The organism is Teichococcus aerofrigidensis (assembly GCF_054073225.1).
On record NZ_JBSXMU010000259.1, the window covers coordinates 1 to 1227 of the forward strand.

At 75.7% G+C, this 1227-nt stretch carries 1 protein-coding gene; it reads right to left on the reverse strand.

Translation table 11 applies throughout. From position 1 onward, the window contains the following. Positions 1 to 1227: L,D-transpeptidase family protein (locus tag ACVMLK_RS21070; RefSeq protein ID WP_457487546.1), on the reverse strand; the 1227-nt coding region annotated here is incomplete at both ends.

Genomic DNA, 1227 nt, shown 5'->3' on the forward strand with positions numbered 1-1227 from the left:
GGCCAGCGCCGGCTCGGCGGCCGGGGCCGCGCGGCGCTGGTCGAGCAGGCGGAGATAGGCGGCATCCAGCCCGTAGAGATCGGGCCGCAGCCGGACCTCGCCCTCCTCCACCGTGACGGTCTCGTAGGCCAGGCGCACCGGCAGCGGCCGGGGCAGGCCCAGGAAGCTGGTCTGGCGGCTGTCCAGGGCCTTCTGCGCGCGCGCCCGGTCCCAGCCCGGCACCCCGGCCAGCACCAGCTCCAGGAGTTCCATCGGCTGGCTGAGGCGGATGCAGCCGGAGGAGAGGGCCCGCTCCGCCCGGTTGAAGAGATGGCGGTCCGGCGTGTCGTGCAGGTAGATGTCGTCGCCATTGGGCATGACGAACTTCAGCCGGCCCAGGGCGCTGGCGTCGCTGGCGTCCTGGCGGATGATGTAGGGGAAGCGGGTGCCGCCGATGGCGCCCCAGTCGATGGTGGTCGGGTCGATCTCGACGCGCTCGCCGCCGATCACGCTGTAGACGCGGAAACCCTTCTCCATCATGGCGCGCGGATCGCGGCGGAAGCGCGGCAGCAGGTCCTCCCGCGCGTTGCGCTCCGGCACGCCCCAGGGCGGGTTGAACTGCACCGCCGTCATGCGGACATCGAGCGGCGGCGTGGCGCGCGCCGGCTTGCCGACGATGACCCGCATGGCCAGGAGCACCCGGCCGCCCTCCATCACCCGCAGCGCATAGGCCGGGATATTGACCTCGACGCGGCGGCCCAGCGGCGGCGGCGCCAGCCCGCGCCGCATGTCCATGGCGACGCGGATCTGCCCGACCACCGCCTCGACGGGACGGTTCATCAGGCGCTGCGTGGCGCGGCCGACCCGACCGTCCGGCTCCAGTCCCTGAACCGCCTGCCAGCGGCGGACCGCCGCCTCCAGGGCCGCGTCGTAGATCTCCGGCGCCTCGGGGGTCAGCGCCGCCAGCTCGGCATCCTCGGCGGCGAGGCGGGCGCGCAACGCCGGCACCCGCGCGGCGTCGGCCATGCCGGGGTCTAGCGTCTCGCCCAGGGGGATGGAGGGCCAGCCGCCGGCCTCGACCCGCGCGCGGGCCGCCCGCAGCGCCAGGCGGAGCGCGGGCATGTCGGCGGGAAGCAGCGCCGCGCGCTCGATCACCTCGGCGGGCTCGGCGCTGGCCCGCAGCGCGGCTTGCCAGGAGGGTAGGAGCGAGGCCGCCGGGTCGCGCCGCAGATCGGGACGGCCGGCGGG